Genomic DNA, 21,383 nt, shown 5'->3' with positions numbered 1-21,383 from the left:
TGGGTTAGCTTTTATTTTTTATGCTTTTTGTTCAAAAAGACGGGTAATTTCAACCACAACGTTTGTGGCTTTGATCATATTATCAACAGAGATAAACTCGAACTTTCCATGGTAGTTTTCTCCGCCTGTAAAAATATTTGGCGTCGGCAGCCCCATATAGGAAAGCTGTGAACCGTCGGTGCCGCCGCGAATTGGCTTAATGTCCGGCTCAATATCCAAGTTTTTCATGGCTTCATAAGCAATATCGACAATTTCCTTAACAGGCTCAATTTTTTCCCTCATGTTGTAATATTGATCCTTCAATTCAAGAAGAATATTGTCTTTTCCGTATTTTGCTTGCAGCTCATTAACAACGTTTTCAATTGTTGTTTTCCTCTGATTGAATTTTTCTCTATCAAAGTCCCTGATAATATAGTAAAGCTTTGTTTGCTCGACATCGCCATTAAAGGAAATTAGGTGGTAGAAGCCTTCATATCCCTCGGTATATTCCGGTGCTTCTTCTTTTGGAAGTTTGCTGTTGAGCTCCATCGCAATTTTCGTAGAGTTCACCATTTTGTTTTTCGCTGAACCGGGATGAATATTGTTCCCTTTAATCGTGATTTTAGCTGATGCCGCATTAAAGCTTTCGTATTCCAATTCTCCTAGCGGACCACCGTCGACTGTGTATGCATATGTAGCATTGAAGGCCGCAACGTCAAACTTATGAGGTCCCCTGCCAATCTCTTCATCCGGTGTGAACGCAACGCGGACCTTACCGTGCTTGATTTCAGGATGTTTAATCAAATAAGCCATTGCCGTCATGATTTCGGTAATGCCTGCTTTGTTATCGGCTCCAAGAAGTGTCGTACCGTCTGTTGTTATCAGTGTATGTCCTTTATATTGCGGCAGGTTTGGAAAATCCTTTGTAGTCATAACGACCTTTAAAGCTTCGTTTAAAACAATGTCATTTCCATCATAGTTTTCGACGATTTGCGGCTTCACATTTTTACCGGTAAAATCGGTTGCTGTATCAACATGGGCTAAAAATCCGATGGTTGGTACGGACTTTTCAGTGTTGGAAGGTAAGGTGGCCATTACATACCCATTCTCATCCATCGTGACTTCTTGCATACCGATAGCTTTCAATTCATCGACAAGCATGCGAGCAAGCGTCAGTTGCCCGGGTGTTGAAGGACAAGTCTCGCTGCTGTCATTAGATTGCGTGTCGACTTTAACATAGGAAGTAAATCTTTCAATGAGTTCATTTTTCATGGTTACTACACTCCCCTATAGTGGTTTTTTCATGCTTATCATATCACTCTGAGAGAGCGGTTACACGTTTTTAAGAAAAATCGTTATTTTAGAAAGTAGTAACTGTCGGATAAGGATGTGATACTGTCGGATAGGGCTGCGATACTGTCGCAAAAGCATGTATAACTGTCGGAGAGACTCATAACTGTTGGATGAGCACGCATTACTGTCGGAGGGTAAGTGCTTCCTTGTTTTGACTTGTATTACCGTTACATAAATCCATAATGTATAACCGGTTTCGAAATGTCCCTTGGCTTTGCCAATTCATCATTTGTAAAATACGTTTGGCGACTTGAATATCATTTATTTGCAAAAAATCCCGGCACTCTCTATTCGTGATGTTCCTCTTAAAAATTAAAAACCACTCCCGTAAGGTCTTAAAATGAGCCTGGCTATTCGTCACCTTGCAATGTGGGCAATACCACGTCCTCGGGAGCTTAACCATCCTGATCCTACCGCACGCCTCACACCTAACCCCTGTTTTAAATTCACTAAAAGGAATATCGTAAGTCTCACAAATCGGTTTCGGAATGAAAATTTGATGACTTTTAACAAGGTCAGCTGAAACCCAATCAAAAGTCTCTTTATCTAACTTTTTTCCTTGCTGCGGGATGCTTCTAATAAAGGAGGGAATTAGGTTAGGGAATAAAAGTTTGGTTTTCGCCGGGGAAACGGCAACAATTTGTTTTGGGTAGGCCAGAACAACGGCACCGTAAATGGGGAGATGGATACTTCGGCGCATAAGCCATTCCTTCAATAATTCGCAATTACGTTCCAATTGGACGACAGGGCTTTCAAACCCATCCTTGTGTCCATCCTCTCTCGTTCGGATTAACTGAGGAGGATTGTCCCTGAACTCCAGGACGCCGCCAATATTTTTTACTTCTAAAACGGCACCATACCAAGGAGTCAAATAAAAGGTGTCAAGTTGAAATTTTTCATCTAAAGAGGGAGATAAACGTGAAAAATGGGATGTTCAAATGGAAATGAATGCTTCCGGAAGATCTCAGCTACTCTATCCTCCCCGCCAATACCGGCTTCTACTGACGCTTGTTTAGCCGCTAATAGAATGTGAGCATGTTGACCTGGGGACAACCGATCTTGAGCGGAAATTAAACCTTCTAAAGTCAATGATGGATCCCTGTCTTTAACATTAATGGTTCTTCACCTCCGTAAAAATACCCTTTCACATGCATCGTAGCACATCCCGAAAAACCATACTATTACCACAAAAGGAAATTCATATTTTTGTAAAAAATAAAGCTTGTCAGCTATTGACCATATAGGTCAATGGAGTTACACTATCATTGACTGATGTGGTCAACAGCTTTAAGAAAGGGGCTGCCAGGATGTTTACCAAATTTCTTAACCTAGAAACGGAAAAACAAGATCGAATCATAAATGCAGCAATAAAAGAATTTGCCCAGAAAGGATATGATAAGGCATCGACAAACGAAATTGTCAAAGAAGCCGAAATATCGAAGGGATTACTGTTTCATTATTTCGGCAATAAAAAGCTTATGTATTTATTTCTGTTTGATTATTGTTACGAGACGATTGCCGATGAATTTTACAAAAAGATCGACTTGGCGGAACGGGACTTTTTTAACCGAATCCGTCAGGCGGTATTAATCAAAATGGATTTACTAAACAAATACCCGGAAATCTTTAAATTTATCGAAGAAGCCTATTTTGAAGACTCAATAGATGTAAAGGCTGAATTAGAAAAGAAAATAAAGGAACTGAATGATATCAATCTCGGTAAAATTTACGAGGGCATTGATCTTTCTAAATTTAGAGAGGATATGGATATCAAAAAAATCTTAAAGATTATCAGTTATACCTTTGAAAAATTGAGTGAAGAGGAGCTTCAGAAAGCAAAGTTATCACCTACACACCAAATTGATTATCAAAAAATCAGTAAAGAAGCTGAAGAGTATTTTGAAGTCTTAACCAAAGCTTTTTATAAATAGGAGGGGTAAGAAATGAATGTGATTGAGATTAACAATCTGACGAAAACTTACGGCAAAGCAAGAGGGATTTCCAACATCAGCTTTCATGTCGAAGAAGGTGAGATTTTCGGATTCATCGGCCCGAATGGAGCCGGAAAATCAACCACGATTCGCACGCTGTTATCACTAATTTACCCTACAAGCGGCAGCGCTACGATTTTTGGAAAAGACTGCGTTCAGTTTGCACCTGAAATTAAAAAAGAAATTGGCTATTTGCCATCAGAAGTGTTTTATTACGACAATATGAAGGTAAAGGACCTATTAAAGTACTCAGCGAGTTTTTATAAGAAGGATTGCAGTAAAAGAATCAAAGAATTAGCGGAAATCATGGATTTGGATCTGGGTAAAAAAATTGATGACCTCTCATTGGGTAACAAAAAGAAGGTTGGGATTGTGCAAGGACTGCTCCACGAACCGAAGCTGATTATTTTAGATGAACCGACGAGCGGGCTGGATCCATTAATGCAGCAAAAATTCTTTGAATTACTAGAGTTTGAGAATAAAAAAGGCGCTACGATCCTATTTTCTTCCCATATTTTAAGTGAAGTCCAACGGTTATGTAATCGTGTGGCGATCATTAAAGAAGGTAAAATTGTGACGGTTGAAAAAATTAGTACGCTGCAAGAAAACAACTATAAAAAGTTCAAAATTGAAACAAGAGCCCACCTTGACAAGGATTTCTTCAATATCAGCGGTGTCAATAATTTAGAGGTAAAGGATAACGTTACCAGCTTTTTATTTAGAGGAAATATCAATGATGTGATGAAAAAGATTGCTGATATTGAAATCGCCAATCTTTGGATTGAAGAGCCGGACCTTGAGGAGATCTTTATGCATTACTACGAAAAGGAGGCCTAAGAAGCTATGAATATATTTCTACATGAGTTGAGAGCTTATCGGAAATCGACGCTCATTTGGTCCATATCCTTAGTGTTGATTGTCGTTTTATTTATGTCGTTTTATCATTCATTCGCAAAGGATACGGAGGCGTTTAAAAAAATACTCGAAGGTTATCCGGCGGCGATAAAAAATGCATTAGGATTAAATCTGGGAAATTTCTTTACTATTTTGGGCTTCTATTGCTTCCCATTATCTTTTATTACGCTTTGCGGCGCCATACAGGCTATGAATTTAGGGACTGCCATTGTCAGCAAGGAAGTCCGTGAAAAAACAGCAGATTTTCTGTTAACAAAGCCTGTTACCCGCACAACAGTTTTGACAGCTAAGCTGCTGGCAGCATTGGTTTCCATCGTTATCACGAATATTGTTTATTTAACGGCGGCGCTCATCATGGCAAATCAAGTCAAGACAGAGGGTTTTAGCTTCAAACTGTTTATCATGCTTTCACTCACGATGTTTTTTATTCAGCTGATTTTCCTGGCATTAGGAATTATTGTTTCCGTTATTGTGCCTAAAATTAAATCAGTGTTGACAGTCTCACTCGGCACTGTCTTTGCATTCTATTTTCTCGGTATGTTTAGCGGCGCGACCGGCGATGAAGCGAAACGATATCTTTCGCCGTTTAAATATTTTGATACCGCCTATATTATGAAACATTCCGGCTATGAAGCTTCGTTTTTAATCGTTGGTGCCGTCATCATTGTGCTGGCTATCACGGCGAGTTATGTTGTTTATGTTAAAAAGGATATCCATGCTGTTTAATGGAGGGGATTGGTCATGAATATATTTTTAAAAGAATTGAAGTCTCATCGAAAATCGCTTCTGTTTTGGAGCATCGGTGTCTTCCTAATGGTTGCATCCGGAATGGCGAAATATGCGGCCTATTCGTCATCGGGCCAATCAATAAATGATCTGATGGCCGATCTCCCGAAATCGCTGCGTGCGGTTTTAGGTATCAGTGCCATGGATTTATCAAAGGTTAGCGGCTATTATGCCATGCTGTTTCTTTATTTGCTCTTAATGGCGACCATCCATGCTGCGATGCTTGGAGCAACGATTATTGCCAAAGAAGAGCGGGACAAAACGTCTGAGTTTTTATTTGTAAAGCCGGTTTCAAGAAGTACCATCATTACCGCAAAATTATCGGCAGCCTTCACGAATATCTTGATCTTTAATCTCGTAACCTATGCTTCGTCGATTATTCTCATCGGAAAATACAATCACGGTGAAGCGGTTAATGGTGATATCGCCATGTTAATGGCGGGAATGTTCATTTTACAAATCTTGTTTATGGTCATTGGCAGCGCACTCGCTGCTGTAAAAAGGAAACCGAAAACTGCAGCATCATTGGCAACCGGCATCCTTTTGCTCACATACATGTTGTCGATTGTTATTGATTTGAATGAGAATTTGACAGGCTTAAAATACTTTACCCCATTTAAATATTTTGAAGCGAAAAATATTATGCTTGGCGGTGGATTAGACACAGTCTTTGTCGCTCTATCCTTCGTTTTGATTGCCGCACTTTTAGTTATTACCTATGTGTTTTATAAAAAAAGAGATTTAACAGTATAAAAAAAAGACCGATTTGGTCTTTTTTTAAAAGATAAGAATGTATAAATTTTTGACTTTGAGAATTGTCCAGTTCCAGCGCCCAGCGACTAGTGTACTTCGCTCACCTCCTTACGATAAGTCAACATCGAATCGCAAAAAACGCGATTCGTGTTTCCTTTATCTCATACGGTGTGCTCCAGTCCATACGTCGCTAAACGGGCGCTTGCGCTTTTCTTATAGTTTATAGAGCAAAACAAATTGCCCGGGTCCTATAAGAGCAACCCCTATTACTACTGCTATCAGGACCATATTATATTCATATCCACCATTTGTCATCCAATAACCGTTTTTTCCATGAACTGTAAAAATAGCGTCAATCATAACGATGACAATCATAATAGCCCCGAGCCAAGAAAGGATGCCGGTGGCAAAGAGCAGCCCGCCGATCAACTCAAATATGCCCGCGAGTGTAGCCCATATTTTCGCACCGGTCTTTATACCAATTGATTCAAGCCATTCCCCGGTTTTGTTAATCCCCGTACCGCCAAACCATCCAAATAGCTTCTGAGCCCCGTGTCCAACAAAGGTTAAACCTACTACTAATCGAATGATTAATAAACCAATATCCGCCATTCACTTACCTTCTTCCGGTTACTATTTAACAATAGGAAAGCAGTTATCGCCTGCCGTATCTTAGAAAGATAAGTATAAATTTTGACTTTGAGAAATGTCAAACTCCAGGGCACAGGAACTAGTGTACTTCGCTAAACGGATGCTTGCTCTTATTCCTATTTTTCTCTTGTCATTTGTACAAGTATATTGATATCGCTGGTTAGCTTGCTGTATGAAGGTGTGGCTGACTTGATATTTGCTTTAATTCCATCAATTAACGGAAGTGCTTGCGGGTTTGTAATCGTCAGGATTTGTACTTGACCGTTAAACGCCTTGCTCATAAGTGCCTTCGCTTTGTCCAAATTATCTTCCGTATTATTCAGTTTGTTCGGGTTAACCCCTTTATAATCCCCTTTTCCCGAAGCTCCCGAAGTATTGCTTAATACCTTGCTTTGCATTTCATCATAGCTGGTTGAGGTCGTTTGCGGTTGTGCCCGTGCGAGTATGATGGTGTCATCAAGCACAAATACTTTTATGCCCGGTATTCCTTGACTAGAAAGGCGTGATTCCAAGTGGGAAGAAATACCGCCATCATGTAAGCCGGAGCTGCCAATCAGACTGTAGACATTTGTTCCAAGTCCGCTTGTTGTCGTATCTTTTTCATTCGTTGTTTTTTTCTTTGTTCGGTCAATGCTCGGAATGACATTTACACTAGCATTTTGGCCGTGAACATGGCTATTTCCTTTTTGATTTACGGTTTTGTCATGAAAATCAAGATTGGCTGCTCCTACCTGATTTTCCTGCATGCTTTGTTGCCCTGTACACGCCGTAAGCACAAGAAATGCGCCAATAAATGGCGTACACCAAACGATCCGTTTCCTCTTCATCATTAGTAACCTCCTTAAATGTTTAGCTTTAAACATGCCTAACTGTCTTCCTCAATGAGATTTTGCAGCGGAGCGTTACCTCGCTTTTCTTTTACTGTTTCCTTTTCCTTTTCTAAGTATGAATGGATTATTTTGGGAACATAATAAAATCACAAGCAGGGAAATTGCCGAAAATTTACTAATTATGTCGAATTTTACTCTGGAGGTACCAGCATGACGGAAGAAAACAAAGAAAATCCAGAATCATTATCGAGAAGGAAATTTATCCGTAATACCGGTTATACCGTTGGGGGGCTGGCCGTTGGCGGTGTTTTGGGCAGCCTAATTCCTTTAGGGATTGCGAAAAAAAATGAGAAAGCTGAAAATTTCAATCAGGCATTAATGTATTTTACGCCTGAACAATTTCGCATTGTCGAAGCCGCTACGGAACGTATTTTTCCCTCAGACCAACATGGCCCGGGGGCAAAAGCATTGGGTGTAGCCTTTTTCATTGACCACCAGCTTTCCGGTGATTGGGGATTCAATGCCAGAGAATATATGCAGGCACCTTTTTTTGTGGGTGAGAAGGTCCAAGGCTACCAAGGACGCTTAAAACGGAGAGATGTGTTTGATATTGCCTTAAGGGAAATTCAAAACCACAGTATGGCCGTTTATAAGAAAAACTTCACCGACTTAAAAGGGGATGAACAAGATGCAATTCTTAAAGACTTTGAGGGAGATAAAGTGAATGTAACAACCATTTCCCCAAGTGGATTTTTCCAAATGCTGCGGAGCGTTACTTTAGAGGGCGTTTACAGTGATCCATTATACGGCGGAAATAAAAACATGGACGGCTGGAAAATGCGAAATTATCCTGGAAGTCAAATGGCCTATGCCCAGATTATTGATAAGGACTTTAAGAAAATTAAGCCGCAAAGCTTACAAAATCATATGGGTCACTAGGAAAAGCGGAAGCGCCCGTTTAGCGAAGTACACTAGTCGCTGGGCGCTCCTCGGAAAAGATAACGCTTTTCCTTCGTGTGAAGTATCGCTTCCGAAGCTTACTCTTGTGGAGCTGGACAATATTCAAAGTACAAAGAGGTGGAAACATGAGAAAATTACCGAAAGTCGATGTTGTTATTGTCGGTGTAGGATGGGCCGGAGGAATAATTGCCTCCGAGTTAACGAAACAAGGATTACAAGTAGTTGGCTTGGAACGGGGAAAAGAAAGAAAAACCGAAGATTATTTCATGGTCCATGATGAGCTTCGATATGCACTGCGCTATGACCTTATGCAGGACCTTTCCAAAGAAACGATTACATTTAGAGGCAATGAAAAAGTACGTGCCCTCCCAATGAGGCAATATGGTTCGTTTTTACTTGGAGACGGCTTAGGCGGTTCCGGTGTCCACTGGAATGGGCAAACCTTCCGTTTTCTTCCCTACGATTTTGAAATTCGCAGTAAAACCATTGAAAAGTATGGAAAAAATAAAATTCCTGCAGAAATGACGCTTCAGGATTGGGGCATTACTTATGATCAGCTGGAACCATACTATGATAAATTTGAGAAAACTACTGGTATTTCAGGTGAAGAAAATCCTCTTGGCGGAAAACGTTCTGATAAATATCCAAACCCGCCGATGAAAAAATCACCGGCCATGAAAATGTTTGAAGATGCAACGAAAAAAATGAATCTTCATCCTTATATGATGCCGTCTGCAAATTTATCCCAGTCATATAAAAATCCCGATGGCATCGAACGAGCGGCCTGTCAATATTGTGCCTATTGCGAACGGTTCGGCTGTGAGTACGGTGCCAAAGCGGATCCTGTTGTAACGGTCATTCCCGTGGCAAAAAAAACCGGTAAGTTTGAAATCAGAACCCATTCCATTGTCAGAAGAATCTTAAAGACAGGAAACAAAGTAACCGGTGTCATGTATACGGATGTTACAACAGGTGAGGAGATTGAGCAGCCCGCGGATATTGTTGTATTAACAAGCTATGTTTTCAATAACCTTCGGCTTTTACTTATGTCGAATATCGGCAAGCCGTATAATCCGGTTTCGGGTACGGGAGTGATTGGGAAAAATTATGCCTACCAGGTCATCAAAGGGAATGCCGTCGGATTTTTCAACAATAAAGAATTTAATACATTTGCCGGTGCAGGTGCATTAGGGGTAACCCTGGATGATTACAATGGCGATAATTTTGACCATTCAAATTTGGACTTTATTCATGGCGGAATCGTTTCCTATACCCAAACTGGTATGAGGCCGATTCAAAATAACGCTGTACCCGGGGGAGGACCAACTTGGGGGAAAGAATTTAAGGACAAATCATTAAAATATGCCAATCGCTATTTAGCTGTTGCGGCACAGGGATCCTCAATGCCTTTTAAGCATCACTATCTGGACCTTGACCCAACCTATAAAGATGCCTATGGCGATCCGTTAATTCGAATTACCTTTGATTTCGAGAATCAGGACCGAAATCTAGCCACGTTCCTTGCAGGCAAATGTGCGGATATTTTAAAAGAAATGGGTGCAGACCATATTGATTCATTAAAAGAGCTTGGGCCCTACGATATTACAACCTACCAGTCCACACACAATACAGGCGGTATCATCATGGGCGCTGACCCGCAGACATCAGCAGTAAATAATTATTTACAAATGTGGGATGTTGACAATCTATTTGTGGTAGGGGCATCAGCATTCTCTCACAATTCCGGCTATAATCCGACAGATACCGTTGGTGCATTAGCCTACCGTGCAGCAGAGGGCATTATGAAATACCATGATAAGGGCGGACAGGTCGTTTAAGTGAAATGTCAGGCTGCTACAACTAAATGCTCTCAATCTATGCGTGTCAGTAAAATGAGATAACAATAGTGTAAATGTGATAAAATAAACTCTAATAAAGGAGGAGAAACGAATGAATCTACAAAATGAAAACAATACATTACCGCCAAAAACATGCTCAATTGAACGCTTAGTTACAATCGAAGAGGATGTTAAAAAGGTGCTTTCAGGAGAAAAAACAGCGACACGCAGGAACGGAAGATATGCCGATCCCGGTGAAATTATGACCCTGGAAGGACGTAAGTTTGTGGTGGAAAATGTTTATTCGCAAAGCTTAGGCGAGTTGACGGATGTTGATGCACGCCGCGAGGGCTTCGAGACGGTTGAAGACTATAAGCAGTCTATTCTTTCCCTTCATCCGGGAATGCCTTGGCTGCCGCAAATGAGAGTTTGGGTACATGAATTCCGTCCTGTTCAAGATTAATTAGGAATGTCATGGACTTGTTCTACCGCTTCCTTGTGTATTTACATATTTTGAGTGTCATCATGTCCATAGGTCCGTTTTTTGCGCTGATTCCGATGGCTAAAAAACTACGTAAAGCGGAAGGCGAGGTACAAAAAGTGTACCTCGATTCTTTCCGTTTTGCTGTCAGGTTAACGAAGCATGCAGGTCACGTCTTGGTTGTTTCAGGCATTCTATTAGTCGCGCTGGGGCCGTGGACATGGAAAACCTCGTGGATTGTCATGACGGTTGTCATCATGATGAGCTCGCTCTTTTTCCTGGCACGTGCATTCTCCCCCCTATTAAAGAAATTTATGGAAGTTGGGCATGAAAGAGAACAGTTGGTCAAAAAGCTTTCTTGGACAACCGTTGCCTACATCCTACTTTTACTATTGATGCTTTGGTTTATGGTCACAAAACCCGCTCTTTGGTAATGAAGCTAAGCAATGGCCTAAATTAATGGGCTGTTGCTTTTTTTAATTTAATAGGTTCCTATTTTTTAGCGTTAAAATTTGTTTAAACGCAAGGGACGAAATTATAATGAGAGTATTCCATTTCGACTTCCGAATTATTTTTAACAAGCAGGGGTGAACGATACATGAAGTTTTTATCCAAATACGCAAGGAAGTATTGGAAGCTCTTTAGTGTGGCTGTACTATTTCTAACCTTCGAGGCACTTTGTGACCTGTTGCAGCCGACAATCATGTCTAAAATAATTGATATCGGCGTTGCCGGGAAGGACATCCATTATGTGTTAAAAATGGGCGGGCTAATGCTGGCTATTACCGCCTTCGGGGCAGTATCCGCTTCAACAAGAAGTGTGGTGGCAAGTATTGTCTCCCAAAATTTCGGTACTGAGCTTAGATCTGATTTGTTTAAAAAAATTCAAACCCTGTCTTTTCGAAATATTGATCAGTTTGACCGTGCTTCCTTAATTACACGGTTAACAAATGATGTGACACAGGTACAGGTATTTGTGAATGGCTTAATGCGGGTTTTTGTGAAGGCTCCGCTCTTGGCAATTGGCGGGTTAATCATGGCATCAAGATTAAATTTACGGCTATCAGTTGTATTAGCGGTCGTTGTGCCGATTGTTGCATTGTTAATCATCCTCAATATGAGATTGGGATTTCCGCTTTTCTCCCGCGTTCAGAAGGCGTTAGACCGGGTAAACAGTGTGATGAGGGAATATTTATCCGGAGTTCGTGTTGTGAAAGCATTTAATCGTTTTGATGTCGAGGTTAGTAAATTCACAAAGGCAAATAATCAATTTAGAGATCAATCCATTTCCGCTAATCGTCTAATGTCGATTTTCAGTCCCTCTATAATGCTGACCGTTAACCTGGGGATTGTGGTCGTTCTGTGGATTGGAGGCTTAGGAGTTAATACAGGCCATATTCAAGTTGGTCATATCATTGCATTTACCAACTATATGACACAAATATTATTTTCATTAATGATGATATCGATGGTATTTAACATGTTTGTAAGAGCAAGGACATCAGCTGTGAGAATTGGAGAGGTATTTTTGAAGGTTGACAATCAAACATGGAAAAGTGAAGCCGCCCCGCTATCTACCGAAAAAGGAAGAATTGACTTTGAAAATGTCTCGTTTTCTTATGACGGAACAAGCGGTGAACCGATTTTAAAAAATATTAATCTCACCTGCTTACCAGGGGAAACGGTCGGAATTATTGGTTCAACCGGGTCAGGAAAAAGTTCGCTTGTCGGGCTAATTCCCCGCTTTTATGATGTATGCTCCGGAACCATTAAAGTGGATGGGGAAGATATTCGTCATGTCAGTCCAAAAAGGCTAAGGGAAAAAATTGCGATTGTTCCGCAAAAAACAGTTCTTTTCACGGGTAGTGTAGAAGAAAACATTCGCTGGGGAAAAGAGGATGCCAGTGATGAGGAAGTTGTTTCAGCAGCATCCATTGCCGGGGCTCACGACTTTATTGCTGCTTCACCTGAAAGCTACAGAACAATCATTGGTCAGGGCGGCGTTAATTTTTCCGGCGGTCAAAAGCAGCGGCTCTCAATCGCAAGAGCATTGGTCAAAAAACCTGAAATTTTGATTTTAGATGATAGTACAAGTGCAGTCGACGTGGCAACAGAGGCAAAAATTAAAGAATCCTTAAAAAATTATGCAAAAGGACTCACTTGTTTACTCATTGCTCAGCGGATTACATCGATTATCGATGCCGATAGAATCGTTGTAATGGACCAAGGGGAAATCGTCGGGGTTGGCACACATGATGAACTAATTCACGAATGTAGGGTCTATCGGGAAATCTACCAATCGCAAATTGGTAAGGAGGTGCTATAGATGTCGAAGAGTACTGAACAAACACATAACAATCCGCCCCTGCCGGGCCCTCCGGGGAGACCGGGTGGTTTTGGCGGTGGAGCCTTTCGAAGAGGACCGGTTGTAAAACCAAAGAACTTTAAAGGGACATTAAGAAGGCTATGGGATTACTTTGGGAAAGAAAGAAACATGCTGACGTTTGTTTTTCTGTTTATTATCATCGATTCGGCACTTACTCTATCAGCCCCCTACCTAATCGGTAAAGCAGTAGATGCCATGAGTCTGCATAAAGGGAAGGTTGATTTGGGATTACTCGAAATGACCATCATAATTCTCATGGCTGCCTATCTCGGAGATGCCCTTCTTACCTTTTTACAGGGTTGGTTAATGGCTGGGATTTCCCAACGGATTGTAAAGAATTTAAGAGATCATCTCTTTAAAAAATTGCAAAAGCTGCCTGTTGCCTTTTTTGATACGCGTACACACGGGGAAATGATGAGCAGATTTACCAATGATATTGATAATGTGAGCAATACGATCTCCCAGTCAACGACACAGTTAATGTCCGGTATTATTATCATTCTCGGATCGTTAATTATGATGATCATTTTAAGTCCCATCTTGACATTAGCCAGCATCATTACCGTACCCCTTGTTTTTTTATTAACACGTACCATTGCTAAAAGGACCAGTGTTTTGTTTAAAGGTCAACAGGACCAGTTAGGGAAATTGAATGGACATATTGAGGAAACCGTTTCGGGAATAGAAGTAGTAAAGGCATTTAATCATGAGGGAAAAGTAATTGAGGAATTTGAAGAGGCGAATACATTGCTTCGTGATGTTGGATTAAAGGCTCAAATTTGGTCCGGCTTCCTTATGCCCATCATGAATGTGATCAATAATCTTGGCTTTACCCTTGTCGCAGTTGTCGGAGGAATACTTGCCGTAAAAAGTTTGGTCACGGTTGGGGTGATAGCGAGCTTCATTACCTACTCAAGGCAGTTTGTCAGACCGCTGAATGACCTGGCTAATATTTTTAACGTTTTGCAGTCGGGTGTGGCCGGGGCTGAGCGGGTCTTTGAAATTTTGGATGAGCAAGAGGAGATTGCCGATTTGCAGGGGTCTGTAGCATTGGAAAATCCAAAAGGGCATGTCGTTTTTGAAGATGTCAGCTTTGGTTATCGGCCGGATGTACCGATTTTAAAGAATATTAGCTTTGAATCAATGGTCGGAAGCAGTACTGCACTTGTCGGCCCAACCGGTGCGGGCAAGACAACGATTGTTAATCTACTAACGAGATTTTACGATGTTACAAGCGGAAAAATCCTCCTTGATGGCCGCGATATTCGCGAATATTCAAGGGATAGTTTACGAAGATGCTTTGGCTTCGTCCTTCAGGATACTTATTTGTTTTCAGGTACAATCAAAGAGAATATTAAGTACGGGAAACCGAATGCAACCGATGCGGAAGTTGAAAAAGCAGCCAAAATGGCGAATGCCGATGGTTTTATTAACCGGCTGCCGAACCGGTATGAAACAGAACTATCAGAAAATGGCGGGAATCTCAGTCAGGGGCAGCGTCAGCTGTTAGCGATTGCCAGGGTAATCTTGGCGAAACCATCGTTACTTATTTTAGACGAGGCTACGAGCAGCATCGACACACGTACCGAGCTCCATATTCAAGAAGCATTGCTGACCTTAATGGAGGACCGCACCAGCTTTATCATTGCCCACCGCTTGAATACGATCCGTGATGCTGACACCATCATGGTTATTGATCAGGGACAAATTCTTGAAAAAGGCAATCATGATAGCTTAATGAATCAACAGGGACGATATTATAACATGTTCTTTAACCAGTTTAAGAACGTGGAAGGTGCACTTGATTAAAAAAGGAAAAAGAGGTTGACTCGTTGTATGAGTCAACCTCTTTTTGTTGTTATTTTTTCCATACGCCATTTGGTTGGAAATAATTAACCTTCCCGCTAATCGTATACGTGCTTGTTACCATTGAACCATCGGGCTTAAAGTAGTACCATTGCTTTCCTTGCTGTAGCCAGCCTAATTTCATAACGCCGCTATTATCAAAGAAATACCATTTGTTCCCGTTATAAAGCCAGCTGGTTTTCATCGCGCCGCTGTTGTCGAGGAAGTACCACTTACCTCCATCTTTTACCCATCCGGTCTTCATTTGCCCATCTTTAGTGAAGAAATACCACTTACCATTAATGAAGGCCCAGCCGGTTTGCATCGCACCGCGGCTTTGGTCAAAATAATACCAATTCTTGTTATAGGAAAGCCATCCGGTATACTTTGTTCCGCTGTTAGTGAAGTAATACCAGGTCGAGTTGTTTTGGTACCAGCCCTTCCCGCCGGTCTTTGTTTTAAAGTTCACTTTAATAGGTTTCAGGCTTACATTATCCCAAGCATCCATTGCATAAATATCTAAGCTATAATTTGTGTCAGGAACTAAGTTGTTAATGACAGTGGATTCCTTTAGAGAAGGATCCTAATAATGTGAGTAATAATATTGTAGCATGCCGGGGTTGGCAGATGAATTCTTATTAACCCATTCTTATACTGGGAAAAAATTCTTGCAATTTTAATAATACAATATTATTCCATAAAAATGTAAGTACTTTATTTAGCTTCTTAAAGATAATTCACGAATGTAAATTTATCCCTCTGTTTTATTAATTGCCCCTATAATTCCAAAATATGATAATGTGTATAAGTAGCTTTATTGAAAAAATAAAAGGATGATCCAAACGTGAAAAAATGGAAAATTACTGTAACTATTTTTGTGTTGCTTGTTGCCGCGGGGGCCGGGACAATTTATTATTTTCTTAATATCAAAGAATATAAGACAAATGATCCTAAAGTGGTCACCATTGTGAAAAATGATTACAAGATTAAGTTACCTGATGACAAAACGATTCAGGGTACGGCTGGCAAACAAGCTAAGGTAAACAATTCTGGTTCTCAAACCAGAGGACTGGCAACTTCAAAGGATAAAAGCGAAGCAGATAACGGGACAACTCAAATTAATACAGGCTCCACTGCTATCGGCAAGCAAATCACAACTGTGAAGCCTACAGAAGCGGCGATTATTGCGAGATATCAGCTAACATTTAAAAATCTTGAAAACCAGGCTGACGGAAAGATTAATACACTAATGTCCTATGCATTTAGTGAATATCAGACAAAGAAGGCAAACGGCGAAGATATTTCCTATTTTTACTTCTATTCAAAATACAACGGTGCGGCGAAAAAATTAGAAGCGGATACGGATGCTTCGTTTAATTATATTTACGGGGCCCTCGTGAAGGATTTAGAAAATTCGGGGTATAGTGCAAGTGCTGCACAACCGCTCAAGGATCAGTATATGAGCTTGAAAAAAGAAAGACGATCGGCCTTATTGAACAAGGCAATAGCACATTTTTAAAGTTTGTGAAATATTTTTGAAACATATTGTAATAAAATGGCTTTTTATGTAAAATGAGACTGTTGTTTCACTATTAAGCTGGTAAACTAGCTAATTTTTGGCAAAGTTAAAAATTACATATAGGAGGATTAACGTGAAAAAGATTATTGCATTTACAAGTTTTTTATTTCTTTTTTTACTTGCAGTGCTTCCGGCGAATGCTTCTTACGCTGCAACTACAAGCGGTGCACCTGTACTCTCTGGTATTAGTTTTACCACGGATAAAGGTGAAATTAAGGCGACAGGTTCTAATAACAACTATACTTTAAATTTAGTCGGGGTTCCCGGAGATATTCAAATTTCCAAGTTGCAAGTAACTTCTGCTACTGCATGGACTTTGTCTATTTTTGAAAAAAATGACCCGATTTATCTTAACAGCCCCGATGATTTAGATATCCGGTTTGCTAATGGTGTGGCTTATTTAGATAAGGCAAAGCTAGTAAACTGGGCAAGCAGAGTGAATGGTGGAGCGGATATTCCATCTGATGGAACTAACAATCTGATGACCGTACAAGAGTTAAGAGACTCTGCTGCATTAATAGATTCCAAATCCCTATCAGACCTAAAATCAACTGCAGATTCAAACTATGAGCCTAAATCTCCATATCATATCGTTTTATATGCTGTTGATAAAAGCGGAAATGAGTCAACTGCAAATTTAACAATTGTTACAGAAGGCTGGAAGCTTGAAAACGGCAAATGGTATGACTACAACGATCAAGGAACAAAAAATACAGGCTGGCTTTCATATGGCGGTAAATGGTATTTCCTTGATAAAAAGACAGGCGCAATGCTTTCAAACACTTGGGTTAAAGATGGAGCAAAATGGTACTTCCTTAATGCTGACGGCACGATGAAAACAGGCTGGATTTACAGCGGTAAGAAATGGTACTTCCTGGATAAAAAATCAGGTGCAATGGTTACAAATAGCTGGGTTCTAGATGGCAATAAATGGTACTACATGGATGCTAACGGTGTAATGAAAACAGGTTGGATCCAATTATCGAAAAAATGGTACTACCTATACAGCGATGGACATATGGCGGTTAATACGAAGATTGGTTCATATAAAATCGGTAAAGATGGAGTATGGATTCATTAATCAAAAAGAGAGAGTGCGAAAGCATTCTCTCTTTTTTTGACAAAGAAGAAGGCTTTGTCGGAATTCGTGATGACAAGTGTAAAGACAACTGCTAGAATACAAATTGTTTAGTAGATGTACGTCCCTTATTGTAAAAAGCAACAATTGGGGAATAATAATACAATAATTGGTATGAGGCAGGAGATATTTATGGGAAATAAAAAGGAAATTTCAGGCCGAAAATTGCTCGGAATTGCCGGGATGGGCTGGATGTTTGATGCAATGGATGTGGGGATGCTTTCCTTCATTATCGCTGCGTTAAAAGTAGAATGGAATTTATCAGCGGAACAAATGGGCTGGATTGGAAGTATCAACTCGATTGGAATGGCAGTCGGTGCGCTGCTCTTTGGCTTAATGGCAGACCGAATTGGCCGGAAAAATGTCTTTATCCTTACATTATTATTATTTTCAATCGGAAGCGGCGCATCCGCATTTGCCACGTCCTTAACGATTTTCTTAGTCTTTCGGTTTATTATCGGCATGGGACTCGGCGGAGAGCTTCCGGTCGCCTCCACGCTCGTTTCTGAGAGTGTTCCGATGGAAAAGCGGGGAAGGATTGTGGTCCTGCTTGAAAGCTTTTGGGCAGGGGGCTGGCTGGTTGCTGCCCTTATCTCTTATTTCGTGATCCCAAAGTACGGCTGGCAGGTTGCGATGCTTATCAGTGCGATTCCCGCCCTTTATGCCCTTTATTTAAGACTTGATCTACCGGACTCCCCCCGCTTTACGGCGGCAAAGGAAAAGGAAAAAATCTCCGTGTTACAGGGTATAGCAAAATTGTGGTCGAAAGAACATGGCCGCCAGACTGCCATGCTATGGATTGTTTGGTTTTGCGTCGTCTTCTCGTATTATGGAATGTTCTTATGGCTTCCAAGCGTAATGGTCATGAAAGGCTTCAGTTTGATTAAAAGCTTTGAATATGTCTTGATCATGACTCTAGCGCAATTACCGGGGTATTTTACGGCTGCATGGTTTATTGAAAAATTCGGGCGGAAATTCGTATTAGTTGTTTATTTAATCGGTACCGCTATCAGTGCCTATTTCTTTGGTACCGCTAATTCAACCTCTTTATTAATGGTAGCGGGAATTCTTTTGTCCTTCTTTAATTTAGGGGCCTGGGGCGGCTTGTACGCCTACACACCGGAGCAGTACCCGACCATGATCCGCGGTACCGGTGCCGGTTTGGCTGCCTCATTTGGACGTATTGGCGGCGTACTGGGACCGCTTGTAGTCGGTTATCTGGTAGCGCAAAAAACATCAATTTCTATCATTTTTACAATCTTTTGTATTTCCGTTCTGGTAGGAGCATTCACGGTTCTATTTTTAGGAAAAGAAACAAAAAGAAAAGAATTAGTATAATTTTTTTCATGCGGGATTCCTATTCAGGAATCTCTTTTTTTTCTTATCAATGTGAAAAAAATTTTTTTCACAAAAATGTTTTAAAATGTGAAAATCCTCAAGGTCAACCATTTTTTTACACTAACCCAGGATATATTCACTATAGGGGTAGTAAAAAACGAAATATTTATTTTTTTCTAAATTATATTAAAATAGTGGAGAATACTACTAGACGAATAGGAAAATAATTTGGTACAATGTTTTCAGAATATTATCTTTTTTTAAAACAGTAAAATAATTGGAAGCAGATTTTACTGTAAAATCTATTAAAAACAAACAGGGGGTTAAACATGAGAAAGAAGAAGGTAGCTAGTATCTTTGCATCACTTTTGGTTACAGCTGGTGTAATGGCAGGATGTAGTTCTGCGACAAGCGGAAGCAGCAGTAGCAGCGGTAAGGATGGCGGAACGATTAAAATCGGGGAAGATCTTGAACTTTCCGGCGGGGTTGCTTCTTACGGACAATCCATTGAAGAAGGAGTCCAACTGGCTTTGGATGAAATCAATAAAAAAGGTATTAACGGAAAGAAAATAGAATTGGTCAAAGTTGACAATAAGTCAGATGCAGCCGAAGCAACAAACGGTGCAATCAAGCTTGTCAGCCAGGATAAAGTTTCAGCGATTATCGGTGCCGCTACAAGTACAAACACATTGGCACAGGTGCAAATTGCTCAAGATAACAAGGTTCCTTTATTGACTCCAACAGGAACAAACCCGACAGTAACAGTTAAAGACGGCAAGTTAAATGATTATGTTTTCCGTACTTGCTTCATTGACCCGTTCCAAGGTACGGTTGCAGCTAACTTTGCAACAAATAAATTAAATGTTAAGACTGCTGCAGTATTAATTGACAGCTCAAGCGACTATGCGAAAGGTCTTGCAGCTTCTTTTAAATCTGCATTTAAGAAAAACGGCGGAAGCATCGTTTCTGAAGAAGCATATGTTGCGAAGGATACTGATTTCCATGCAACGTTAACACGTATTAAGGCGCAAAATCCTGCGTTTGTGTACCTACCGGGATATTACGAAGAAGTAGGCTTAATTCTTAAGCAAGCCCGTGAAATCGGCTTAAACGTTCCATTTATGGGCGGCGACGGCTGGGATTCTCCTAAACTGGTAGAAATCGCCGGTAATGCACCATTAAATAACACCTATATCACGAACCACTATTCTTCAGGAGACTCCGATCAAAAGGTACAAGATTTCGTAAAAGCTTTCAAAGCGAAATACAGCGATAAATCACCGGATGCGTTCAATGCTTTAGGTTATGATTCCGCTTACTTACTTGCAGATGCAATCAAACGTGCAGGTTCAAGCGATCCGAAGAAAATTCAAGAAGCTCTTGCGAAAACAGATGGTCTTCAACTTGTTTCTGGAACGATGAAACTTGACAAAAACCATGACCCGATTAAATCTGCTGTAATTCTTGAATACAAAGACGGCAAACAAGTATTTAACACAAAGGTAAACCCTTAAATTTTATAGCGGACAAAATGAATAGGGAGAATCTATGTCTCCCTATTCCAATTTATAGAAAAAGGTTAAGCGCTCCGGTCGATGGAGAGCTTAAGCCGAATAATGATCAAAGTTAAAGATGTAAACATCTTTTTCAGCCCTTTCATAAGGAGTGTAGGACATGGAACTGATACAGCAGCTAGTCAACGGGGTTTCCCTTGGCAGTATTTATGCGTTAATTGCCCTTGGTTATACAATGGTTTACGGTATTGTAAAATTGATCAACTTTGCCCATGGAGACGTCTTCATGGTTGGTGCATTTATAGGCTTTTATTGTATTTCTGCATTACATTTGAATTTTTTCCTGGCTTTAATCATCTCGATGGTAGTTTGTGCCTTATTAGGGGTTCTGATTGAGAGGATTGCCTATAAGCCTTTACGGAATGCAACTAGGATTGCTGCTTTGATTACGGCAATTGGCGTTTCATTATTTATCGAATATGGAACCATTTATGTTCGCGGTGCGCAGCCAAATGCTTACCCAAGCAATGTTGTTCCCGATACAAGCTTAAATCTTTTTGGGGTAAAAATTAGCAGCCAATCGTTATTGATTTTAGGGATTTCTGTTTTCTTAATGATTTTACTGCAGTTTATTGTTCATAAAACAAAAATCGGAAAAGCAATGCGCGCCGTATCACACGATATGGATGCAGCGAGATTAATGGGAATTAACGTAAATAATACGATTTCTGCAACATTTGCAATTGGTTCCTCCCTTGCAGGCGCAGCTGGAGTTATATTTGGAATGTACTATACGAAAATTGAACCGTTAATGGGAATTATTCCGGGGCTTAAAGCCTTCGTTGCCGCTGTTCTAGGCGGTATCGGTATCATTCCGGGCGCAATGGTAGGCGGCCTGGTATTAGGTGTCATTGAGTCCCTTGTCAGTGCACTGGGCTACTCGCTATGGCGTGATGGCGTAGCGTTTGTTGTACTGATCTTAATTTTAATTTTCCGCCCGGCAGGATTATTCGGTAAAAATGTCAGGGAAAAGGTGTAGGGGAGGC

21 protein-coding genes are annotated in these 21,383 nt (G+C 40.6%); 15 read left to right on the top strand and 6 right to left on the bottom strand.

Annotation, left to right across the window (positions count from 1 at the left end):
- Positions 1-18 precede the first annotated feature (18 nt).
- The 3 genes from pepT to J2S10_RS20565 form a co-directional block, all read right to left on the bottom strand.
- Positions 19-1,251, bottom strand: a complete 1,233-nt coding sequence (gene pepT, locus J2S10_RS20575) for a peptidase T (protein WP_307411667.1) — start codon at positions 1,249-1,251, stop codon at positions 19-21.
- A gap of 202 nt (positions 1,252-1,453) precedes the next feature.
- Positions 1,454-2,203 (bottom strand): nuclease-related domain-containing protein, encoded by a 750-nt coding sequence (locus J2S10_RS20570; RefSeq protein ID WP_307411664.1) that lies wholly within the window; start codon positions 2,201-2,203, stop codon positions 1,454-1,456.
- Positions 2,204-2,232: 29 nt separating this feature from the next.
- On the bottom strand, positions 2,233-2,421 hold the full coding sequence (locus tag J2S10_RS20565) for a hypothetical protein (protein WP_307411661.1): 189 nt from the start codon (positions 2,419-2,421) through the stop codon (positions 2,233-2,235).
- A 218-nt stretch (positions 2,422-2,639) separates the two neighbouring features.
- Between J2S10_RS20565 and J2S10_RS20560 the strand changes: the two genes are divergently transcribed.
- From J2S10_RS20560 to J2S10_RS20545, 4 genes are read left to right on the top strand one after another with little or no spacing between them, the layout of a single operon-like run.
- Complete coding sequence (locus J2S10_RS20560; protein WP_307411658.1) at positions 2,640-3,263, top strand: TetR/AcrR family transcriptional regulator; 624 nt, start codon at positions 2,640-2,642, stop codon at positions 3,261-3,263.
- A 12-nt stretch (positions 3,264-3,275) separates the two neighbouring features.
- Positions 3,276-4,160, top strand: a complete 885-nt coding sequence (locus tag J2S10_RS20555; protein ID WP_307411656.1) for an ABC transporter ATP-binding protein — start codon at positions 3,276-3,278, stop codon at positions 4,158-4,160.
- Positions 4,161-4,166: 6 nt separating this feature from the next.
- On the top strand, positions 4,167-4,964 hold the full coding sequence (locus J2S10_RS20550; RefSeq protein WP_307411653.1) for an ABC transporter permease subunit: 798 nt from the start codon (positions 4,167-4,169) through the stop codon (positions 4,962-4,964).
- Positions 4,965-4,979: 15 nt separating this feature from the next.
- The gene (locus J2S10_RS20545) at positions 4,980-5,777 is read left to right on the top strand and encodes an ABC transporter permease subunit (RefSeq protein WP_307411650.1); all 798 of its coding nucleotides are present in this window, start codon (positions 4,980-4,982) and stop codon (positions 5,775-5,777) included.
- Between the two features lie 213 nt (positions 5,778-5,990).
- Here the strand turns inward: J2S10_RS20545 and J2S10_RS20540 are convergent, their stop codons facing one another.
- Positions 5,991-6,389, bottom strand: coding sequence for a DoxX family protein (locus J2S10_RS20540; RefSeq protein ID WP_307411647.1), 399 nt, complete (start codon positions 6,387-6,389; stop codon positions 5,991-5,993).
- Positions 6,390-6,544: 155 nt separating this feature from the next.
- Positions 6,545-7,258 (bottom strand): hypothetical protein, encoded by a 714-nt coding sequence (locus tag J2S10_RS20535; RefSeq protein ID WP_307411644.1) that lies wholly within the window; start codon positions 7,256-7,258, stop codon positions 6,545-6,547.
- Between the two features lie 210 nt (positions 7,259-7,468).
- Here J2S10_RS20535 and J2S10_RS20530 point away from each other — a divergent pair, with 210 nt between their 5' ends.
- The 6 genes from J2S10_RS20530 (at position 7,469) to J2S10_RS20505 (ending at position 14,732) form a co-directional block, all read left to right on the top strand.
- Positions 7,469-8,197 (top strand): gluconate 2-dehydrogenase subunit 3 family protein, encoded by a 729-nt coding sequence (locus J2S10_RS20530; RefSeq protein ID WP_307411641.1) that lies wholly within the window; start codon positions 7,469-7,471, stop codon positions 8,195-8,197.
- Between the two features lie 146 nt (positions 8,198-8,343).
- Complete coding sequence (locus tag J2S10_RS20525; RefSeq protein WP_307411638.1) at positions 8,344-10,056, top strand: GMC family oxidoreductase; 1,713 nt, start codon at positions 8,344-8,346, stop codon at positions 10,054-10,056.
- Between the two features lie 112 nt (positions 10,057-10,168).
- Positions 10,169-10,519 carry an ASCH domain-containing protein gene (locus J2S10_RS20520; RefSeq protein ID WP_307411637.1) on the top strand — a complete coding sequence of 117 codons (351 nt, stop codon included), beginning with the start codon at positions 10,169-10,171 and terminating at the stop codon, positions 10,517-10,519.
- Between the two features lie 17 nt (positions 10,520-10,536).
- Positions 10,537-10,971: a DUF2269 family protein gene (locus J2S10_RS20515; protein ID WP_307411635.1), complete on the top strand. Its 435-nt coding sequence runs from the start codon at positions 10,537-10,539 to the stop codon at positions 10,969-10,971.
- Positions 10,972-11,135: 164 nt separating this feature from the next.
- Positions 11,136-12,863, top strand: coding sequence for an ABC transporter ATP-binding protein (locus J2S10_RS20510; RefSeq protein WP_307411632.1), 1,728 nt, complete (start codon positions 11,136-11,138; stop codon positions 12,861-12,863).
- Complete coding sequence (locus J2S10_RS20505; protein WP_307411629.1) at positions 12,864-14,732, top strand: ABC transporter ATP-binding protein; 1,869 nt, start codon at positions 12,864-12,866, stop codon at positions 14,730-14,732.
- Between the two features lie 49 nt (positions 14,733-14,781).
- Here the strand turns inward: J2S10_RS20505 and J2S10_RS20500 are convergent, their stop codons facing one another.
- Entirely contained in the window at positions 14,782-15,276 is a 495-nt protein-coding gene (locus J2S10_RS20500; RefSeq protein WP_307411626.1) for a hypothetical protein, read from the bottom strand.
- 336 nt (positions 15,277-15,612) lie between these two features.
- On the opposite strand from J2S10_RS20500, the gene J2S10_RS20495 reads away from it, so the two are divergent.
- The 5 genes from J2S10_RS20495 to J2S10_RS20475 all read left to right on the top strand — a co-directional run bounded on the left by J2S10_RS20495 (position 15,613) and on the right by J2S10_RS20475 (position 21,376).
- On the top strand, positions 15,613-16,287 hold the full coding sequence (locus J2S10_RS20495; protein ID WP_307411623.1) for a hypothetical protein: 675 nt from the start codon (positions 15,613-15,615) through the stop codon (positions 16,285-16,287).
- Positions 16,288-16,420: 133 nt separating this feature from the next.
- Complete coding sequence (locus tag J2S10_RS20490) at positions 16,421-17,428, top strand: N-acetylmuramoyl-L-alanine amidase family protein (RefSeq protein ID WP_307411620.1); 1,008 nt, start codon at positions 16,421-16,423, stop codon at positions 17,426-17,428.
- 189 nt (positions 17,429-17,617) lie between these two features.
- The gene (locus tag J2S10_RS20485; protein ID WP_307411617.1) at positions 17,618-18,823 is read left to right on the top strand and encodes an MFS transporter; all 1,206 of its coding nucleotides are present in this window, start codon (positions 17,618-17,620) and stop codon (positions 18,821-18,823) included.
- A 329-nt stretch (positions 18,824-19,152) separates the two neighbouring features.
- Positions 19,153-20,337, top strand: coding sequence for an ABC transporter substrate-binding protein (locus J2S10_RS20480; protein WP_307411613.1), 1,185 nt, complete (start codon positions 19,153-19,155; stop codon positions 20,335-20,337).
- A gap of 160 nt (positions 20,338-20,497) precedes the next feature.
- Positions 20,498-21,376, top strand: a complete 879-nt coding sequence (locus J2S10_RS20475; protein WP_307411610.1) for a branched-chain amino acid ABC transporter permease — start codon at positions 20,498-20,500, stop codon at positions 21,374-21,376.
- The last annotated feature ends 7 nt before the right edge of the window (positions 21,377-21,383 follow it).

Source organism: Neobacillus ginsengisoli, from assembly GCF_030813055.1.
Note: the sequence above shows the minus strand (reverse complement) of the source record. Positions and strands in the feature narration are given on the sequence as shown.

What these genes read in the sequence shown, in the direction of transcription:
- J2S10_RS20525 (WP_307411638.1), top strand. Translation starts at nt 8,344, where the DNA reads ATGAGAAAATTACCGAAAGTCGATGTTGTTATTGTCGGTGTAGGATGG.
- J2S10_RS20520 (WP_307411637.1), top strand. Translation starts at nt 10,169, where the DNA reads ATGAATCTACAAAATGAAAACAATACATTACCGCCAAAAACATGCTCA.
- J2S10_RS20505 (WP_307411629.1), top strand. Translation starts at nt 12,864, where the DNA reads ATGTCGAAGAGTACTGAACAAACACATAACAATCCGCCCCTGCCGGGC.
- J2S10_RS20560 (WP_307411658.1), top strand. Translation starts at nt 2,640, where the DNA reads ATGTTTACCAAATTTCTTAACCTAGAAACGGAAAAACAAGATCGAATC.
- J2S10_RS20475 (WP_307411610.1), top strand. Translation starts at nt 20,498, where the DNA reads ATGGAACTGATACAGCAGCTAGTCAACGGGGTTTCCCTTGGCAGTATT.
- J2S10_RS20500 (WP_307411626.1), bottom strand. Translation starts at nt 15,276, where the DNA reads ATGGATGCTTGGGATAATGTAAGCCTGAAACCTATTAAAGTGAACTTT.
- J2S10_RS20485 (WP_307411617.1), top strand. Translation starts at nt 17,618, where the DNA reads ATGGGAAATAAAAAGGAAATTTCAGGCCGAAAATTGCTCGGAATTGCC.
- pepT (WP_307411667.1), bottom strand. Translation starts at nt 1,251, where the DNA reads ATGAAAAATGAACTCATTGAAAGATTTACTTCCTATGTTAAAGTCGAC.
- J2S10_RS20510 (WP_307411632.1), top strand. Translation starts at nt 11,136, where the DNA reads ATGAAGTTTTTATCCAAATACGCAAGGAAGTATTGGAAGCTCTTTAGT.
- J2S10_RS20550 (WP_307411653.1), top strand. Translation starts at nt 4,167, where the DNA reads ATGAATATATTTCTACATGAGTTGAGAGCTTATCGGAAATCGACGCTC.
- J2S10_RS20540 (WP_307411647.1), bottom strand. Translation starts at nt 6,389, where the DNA reads ATGGCGGATATTGGTTTATTAATCATTCGATTAGTAGTAGGTTTAACC.
- J2S10_RS20480 (WP_307411613.1), top strand. Translation starts at nt 19,153, where the DNA reads ATGAGAAAGAAGAAGGTAGCTAGTATCTTTGCATCACTTTTGGTTACA.
- J2S10_RS20535 (WP_307411644.1), bottom strand. Translation starts at nt 7,258, where the DNA reads ATGATGAAGAGGAAACGGATCGTTTGGTGTACGCCATTTATTGGCGCA.
- J2S10_RS20555 (WP_307411656.1), top strand. Translation starts at nt 3,276, where the DNA reads ATGAATGTGATTGAGATTAACAATCTGACGAAAACTTACGGCAAAGCA.
- J2S10_RS20530 (WP_307411641.1), top strand. Translation starts at nt 7,469, where the DNA reads ATGACGGAAGAAAACAAAGAAAATCCAGAATCATTATCGAGAAGGAAA.
- J2S10_RS20545 (WP_307411650.1), top strand. Translation starts at nt 4,980, where the DNA reads ATGAATATATTTTTAAAAGAATTGAAGTCTCATCGAAAATCGCTTCTG.